At 44.1% G+C, this 6,030-nt stretch carries 6 protein-coding genes and 1 pseudogene; all 7 read left to right on the top strand.

From position 1 onward, the window contains the following. Positions 1 to 885 (top strand): N-acetyl-alpha-D-glucosaminyl L-malate synthase BshA (gene bshA / locus AC1DWN_RS25505; protein WP_477561701.1); only part of this gene is annotated, 885 nt, incomplete at its 5' end. Positions 886 to 919: 34 nt separating this feature from the next. Then, the gene (locus tag AC1DWN_RS25500) at positions 920 to 2,218 is read left to right on the top strand and encodes a CCA tRNA nucleotidyltransferase (RefSeq protein WP_477561700.1); all 1,299 of its coding nucleotides are present in this window, start codon (positions 920 to 922) and stop codon (positions 2,216 to 2,218) included. Between the two features lie 2 nt (positions 2,219 to 2,220). After that, the gene (locus tag AC1DWN_RS25495) at positions 2,221 to 3,195 is read left to right on the top strand and encodes a biotin--[acetyl-CoA-carboxylase] ligase (RefSeq protein ID WP_477561699.1); all 975 of its coding nucleotides are present in this window, start codon (positions 2,221 to 2,223) and stop codon (positions 3,193 to 3,195) included. 247 nt (positions 3,196 to 3,442) lie between these two features. Beyond that, positions 3,443 to 4,378: a 3-methyl-2-oxobutanoate hydroxymethyltransferase gene (panB, locus tag AC1DWN_RS25490; RefSeq protein ID WP_477561698.1), complete on the top strand. Its 936-nt coding sequence runs from the start codon at positions 3,443 to 3,445 to the stop codon at positions 4,376 to 4,378. Beyond that, a complete protein-coding gene (gene panC, locus AC1DWN_RS25485; protein WP_477561697.1) occupies positions 4,375 to 5,325 on the top strand; it encodes a pantoate--beta-alanine ligase in 951 nt (316 codons plus the stop codon). The genes panB and panC overlap by 4 nt, the downstream gene beginning before the upstream one ends. Continuing rightward, on the top strand, positions 5,252 to 5,635 hold the full coding sequence (panD, locus tag AC1DWN_RS25480; RefSeq protein ID WP_477561696.1) for an aspartate 1-decarboxylase: 384 nt from the start codon (positions 5,252 to 5,254) through the stop codon (positions 5,633 to 5,635). The genes panC and panD overlap by 74 nt, the downstream gene beginning before the upstream one ends. Positions 5,636 to 5,757: 122 nt before the next feature. Further along, a pseudogene (locus AC1DWN_RS25475) lies at positions 5,758 to 6,030 on the top strand (hypothetical protein); the annotation flags it as partial.

The raw sequence follows: 6,030 nt of genomic DNA, 5'->3' as shown, positions 1-6,030 counted from the left end.
GTTCACTACGCAGTGCCTCATGCTGTCTGCGCTTACTTAGCTAAGCAAATGATAGGAGATGGTCTGAAGACGATCACAACTTTGCACGGAACTGATATTACTGTGCTTGCACAGGATGAATCGTTGAAGGATCTTATTCGATTGGCAATTCATCAAAGTGACGCGGTGACTGCTGTCTCTCAAGATTTGATAAATGAAACAAGACAACTACTCGATATTATGACGCCAATTGATTTGACCTATAACTTTGTAGACAAGCGAGTCTATTATCCGCGTGAATCAACTTCCTTAAGAGCTGATTACGCGAAACCGGAAGAGAAGATTTTAATGCATATCTCAAACTTCCGTCCGGTTAAGCGGGTAGGCGACGTTATCGATATTTTTAATCGTGTGTATAAGGAAATTCCGTCAAAGCTGCTGCTCGTAGGCGAGGGGCCGGAGCTTTCGAAAATTCAATATAAAATACGTCAACTGGGGTTAGAAGACCGAGTACATTTCTTAGGTAAGCAAGAGGATGTTGCGCAAATTATTTCACTTGCGGACTTACTGCTTCTCCCATCTGAGAAGGAAAGCTTCGGACTAGTAGCTCTAGAAGCAATGGCATGTGGTGTGCCAACAATCGGTTCAAATGCCGGAGGTATTCCTGAGTTGATTACACATGGCGAAACGGGCTATTTATCGCCTATTGGAGATGTTGAAGGCATGGCTGGAAACGTGCTGCGTCTTCTAAAAGATCCACAGCTGCATGAGCAATTTAGAAAATCATGTATTTCTAGAGCTAGAAATGAATTTTGTAATGATGTTATTACAACGCAATATGAACAAATCTATTATCGTACACTGGGAATTGAGGCAGATCTGCCGATAGCAGTATGCAGTGAATAGTAGGTAATCGGTGCTTCGAAGGACGGTGTACAAGATGCGGCTTTCGTTGCCGGAAGCGTTAATTACTGCTTTGCCCATCATTCAACGCTTGCGTGAACATCATTTTGATGCGGTGTTTGTTGGAGGTGCGGTGCGTGACACCGTTCTAGGCCTTACTATCAAGGATGTTGACATCGCAACCTCTGCGCACCCAGAGCAAGTTTTGGAGCTGTTTGAACGCTGTATTCCTACTGGTCTGCAGCACGGGACAATTACGGTATTGCAAAATGACATGACTTATGAGGTCACGACATTCAGGGAGGAATCGGCTTATGAAGCCTTTCGGAAGCCTGAAAGTGTACAGTACATAACTGATCTTGATGGAGATTTACTGCGTCGAGACTTTACAATGAATGCAATGGCGCTTTCTGCTTCAGGAGATCTACATGATCCTTATAACGGTCTTCTTGATATACAAAAAAGAAAAATAAGATGTGTGGGCGATGCCGACGCACGGTTTCAAGAGGATGCTCTACGTATGCTACGGGCCGTGCGTTTCATTGCTGTATATGGTTTCGCACCTACTTCTGAAACTTGGCGCGCTTTGCTTCGACATCGGCCTCTTATGAAGTACATAGCATTGGAACGTGTGCATGCTGAGCTGGATAAAATGCTGGTGGGAAGCTCGCCGCAACGAGCGCTGCGATATGTTACTGCAAGTGGACTGCTCTTGCATTTGAAGGAGCAGTTGCCTGCTGAAGTAGCAAATCTGCTTCAGCAATTTGACTCGCAAGTTCGAAATGAGAATTGGAATACGCTGTTTTCAAAGCTGCATCTTTTGAATGGTTTGGATCTTCGATGGGCAGCAATTGGGATTATAGCTAAATTGACATTGGATAATGCACAGCAGATGCTGCAATTAATGCGATTTTCCAATAATCGGTTCAAATCGATCACAACAATTATAGCTATACAAAAGGAAATGCTAGTTGAAGTCGAACGAAATCATGAAGAACAGCTTCAGAAATGCTGGACAGCAATCATTATCCGTTATGGCAAACGTTCTGCAGCCGAATGGTTAGAAGTAGCAAGCGTATTAACGACATCAAATGATAACATACCAKTATCTGTAATAAGGCAGCTAGAGAGCTATATGTCATCGCTATCGATAACTACGCTGAAACAGTTAAAAGTGAATGGTAAACAGCTTGCACTGCACTTACAGAGAGCCGCAGGGCCATGGATAAGTGAATTGCTGAGCAGACTGCTTCTTGCTGTTGCAGTAGGTGAGATACAGAATGAACAATTGAATCTGCTGAATCAAGCAGTAATATGGGATAAAGAGGTTAATTGAATATGAATTATGAACCATTGCTGCGACTGTTTGAGCTTCATCCGGGTGAATACGTATCCGGCGAGAAGATGAGTCAAGAGCTGGGTGTAAGCAGGACGGCAATTTGGAAGCAAATACGTAAACTTGAAGCAGCAGGGTATCAGTTTGAGGCATCACGTCGGCTCGGTTATCGGCTTCTTAGTGCGCCGGACAAGCTAAGTGCTGAAGTGTTAAGCAGTATTCTGGGGACTAACGTATTTGGCAAAGATCTTGTATTATATGATTCCGTTGAGTCGACGCAAAATATCGCACGTGCCGCAGCAGAAGCCGGAGCTGCAGAGGGTATGCTTATTATTGCAGAACAGCAGGTAAGTGGACGAGGTCGAATGGGGCGCGGCTGGATTTCTCCTCAAGGGAAAGGCATTTGGATGAGTATGGTGCTACGACCGAAGGTGCCTATACATTTTGCTCCCCAGCTTACTTTACTTACAGCAGTTGCTCTCTGCAGAAGTTTGAGGAGAAAAACTGATTTGCCTGTTGGCATTAAATGGCCTAACGATTTGCTTATAGCAGGGAAAAAGATTAGTGGTATATTACTCGAGTCAGCTGCTGAAGATGAGCGTTYGCGTTATGTCATAGCTGGAATTGGGATTAGCGTTAATTTGGAAGTAAGTGATTATACAGAGGAACTGCTGGAGAAAGCAACTTCATTACGCATAGCTGGCGGACAAAAGCTAGATCGGCATGAGGTGCTCGCAGATTTCCTGCATGAATGGGAGCAGTTATACTTTTTATATGAAGAGCAGGGTTTTGGTCCGATTATTACGTTATGGGAAGCATTATCGGTATCGCTAGGCAAACTTGCGCGTCTCACTACGCCTCAAGGTGAAATCGTTGGCATTCCAATAGGACTCGATGAAAGTGGAGCGATACGAATCGAACTTGAAGACGGCACACTAAAGTCTATATTTTCTGCGGAAATGGGCGAACCGATCTAAGAGTCTCGAACCCGTTTACGGATCATAAAAAATTTGATAAAATAGTTGTAACAGGCGGTATTCTATGGAAGCTGCACTGATGCAACAACACATCAATGAATTAATGATTGGAAATGCACACTCTGCTCTGAGCCGTAGGGACCGAGACAGAAGGAAGCACTGCAAGCAATCGTTTCCTTTTCAGTTTAGGGACCTTATTAGCAACGGCTAAAAGGTTTTTTTGTGTTTATCCTATAATTGAATGGAGATGAAGCTGGTGAGGAAACGACTGACGATTACAAATATGAAAAAAATGAAGCAAGAACGCAAAGCGATTTCCGTAGTGACAGCTTATGACTATCCATCTGCAAAGCTTGCCGAAGAGGCTGGAATTGACGTTATTCTTGTCGGCGACTCACTAGGGAATGTCGTGCTTGGTTATGATACGACCATTCCTGTAACGATCGACGATATTATTTATCATACAAGAGCAGTGGCCAGAGGGGCTAATCAAACATTTATTGTCGCTGATATGCCCTTTATGACCTATGGAATCGGACGAGAGTCAACACTCCGCAATGCGGCGAAAATTATGCAGGAAGGCGGAGCCCATGCTGTGAAGCTTGAGGGCGGCGTTGATATAGCATCTGACGTAGCAGCGCTCGTTAAAGCTGGTATTCCTGTGATGGGACATATCGGGCTGACACCGCAATCCGTGCATCAATTAGGCGGCTATAAAGTGCAAGGTAAGCTGGAGAAGGAAGCGGAACAGCTGATCAAGGATGCGAAAGCATTAGAAGAAGCGGGAGCGTTCAGCATTGTGCTGGAATTAGTAACTGAGCCGCTTGCAAGAGAAATAAGTGAAGCATTAACAATACCGACAATTGGTATAGGAGCGGGCCGAGGCTGTGATGGGCAGGTTCTTGTTTATCACGATATTCTGCAATATGCTTCCCCTTATTTTGAGAAAAAAATGGTTAAGACCTATGCAGATATTGGTACAACGATTAGAAATGCGATCCAATCCTATGTAGATGATGTGAAATCAGGTGCTTTTCCAGCAGAAGAGCATGTATTCGGTGCTCAGTCTGCATCGGTTGCTGCTCTATATGGCGGTAAAGAACCAACACAGTTGGAAACCGAAAAAGAGCTACACAACAACAGCAAGCCATCACATTCAGATAAGGGGGTTCAGCTGAAGTGATCATATGCCGCACGAAAACAGAGCTAAAGCTGCAGCTGTCAGAGCTTCGTCGTAATGGTAAGCGAGTCGGTTTTGTACCGACAATGGGTTATTTGCATGAAGGGCATGCAAGCTTGCTCCGAATATCGAAAGCCGATGATGATTTGACTGTACTCAGTATTTTTGTCAATCCACTTCAATTTGGACCGAATGAGGATTTGGATCGCTATCCTCGCAATGAGGAACGCGACTTAGCACTCGCGGCGGAATGCAAAGTTGATCTCGTATTCATACCGTCCGTGCAAGAGATGTATCCTGAAAAGCCTTTGACAACTGTTATTGTCAATCAAATTACAGATAAACTGTGCGGAGCATCACGTCCTGGGCATTTTGACGGTGTAGGAACTGTTGTTAGCAAGCTATTTCATCTCGTTCAACCGGAACGCGCCTATTTCGGAATGAAGGATGCTCAGCAAATTGCTGTTATTCAACAAATGGTGAATGATTTAAATTATCCAATTGAAATCGTACCTTGTCCGATCGTTCGCGAGCCTGACGGTTTGGCTTTAAGCTCTAGAAACGTGTTCTTAAGCGCTGAGCAGCGGCAACAAGCCGTTGTGCTGTCGAAGTCGCTGCAGTTGACTGGCGAATGGATGAACGACTCTGAGATGACTGTAGAGCTGCTGGTTGCGAAGGTTAAGCAGCAAATCTCCGAAGCAAGTTTAGCCGTTATCGATTATGTAGAACTGCTTCATTATCCAAGGCTGGATGCTCCTGAGCCGACAGCTTTATTAAAATCAATCAAGCAGCCAATACTTCTCGCCTTAGCGGTCAAATTCGGAGCTACACGATTAATTGATAATTGTTTATTGAATTCTATGGAGGTGGAAGAGCATGTTCAGAACGATGATGAAGTCGAAGCTGCACCGGGCAACCGTAACAGAAGCGAACTTGAATTATGTAGGTAGCATTACAATAGATGAAGATTTGATGGACTCGGCTAACATATGGGAAAATGAAAAGGTGCAAATCGTTAATAATAATAATGGCGCGCGCTTTGAAACCTATGTCATTACCGGAAAACGCGGTTCAGGCGTTATCTGTCTAAATGGAGCAGCTGCAAGGCAAGTGCAGCCTGGCGATCAGGTCATCATTATTTCCTATGCGATGATGACGGAGACAGAAGCAAGAGAACATAAGCCACTCATTACTATTTTGGACGAGAACAATAAGCCACTCCAGCTGCTGAAGGAAGAGCTTCACGCAACTATACTATAGAGACAAGACTATTGTTATCTTTCTCTGAGTTATGTAACAGCTGGAATGCTGAATGAAAAGCTGCTTTAAAACAGAAAATGAACATAACACTCCTTAATTCTTTGGCGAAGGCGGGATGCGGTATGTTCCAGCATATGTTTATGTCCATGAACGAAATGCTTGATCAAATCATCGAGCAGTACGAAAGTGCAAGCGAGCAAGAGAAACAACAGTTCATCAAACAAATGAACGAGCTTAAAAAGGTTAGTGATGATTTTGTCGAGCAATGGCTGAAGTTTGAGGATAAGTTTACTGACTTCAAGGAGCAGCAGATTGATTTGGAATTAAGTATATCTGCATCGTTAKAGTCCGTATCCGATTCAACGGAAGTTGGAGCAGAACAAGCTTTGCTGCCT

Source organism: Paenibacillus sp. P4_A7, from assembly GCF_056402455.1.
The sequence above is the reverse complement of the archived record's forward strand: the minus strand, read 5'-3'. Positions and strand labels throughout refer to the sequence as shown.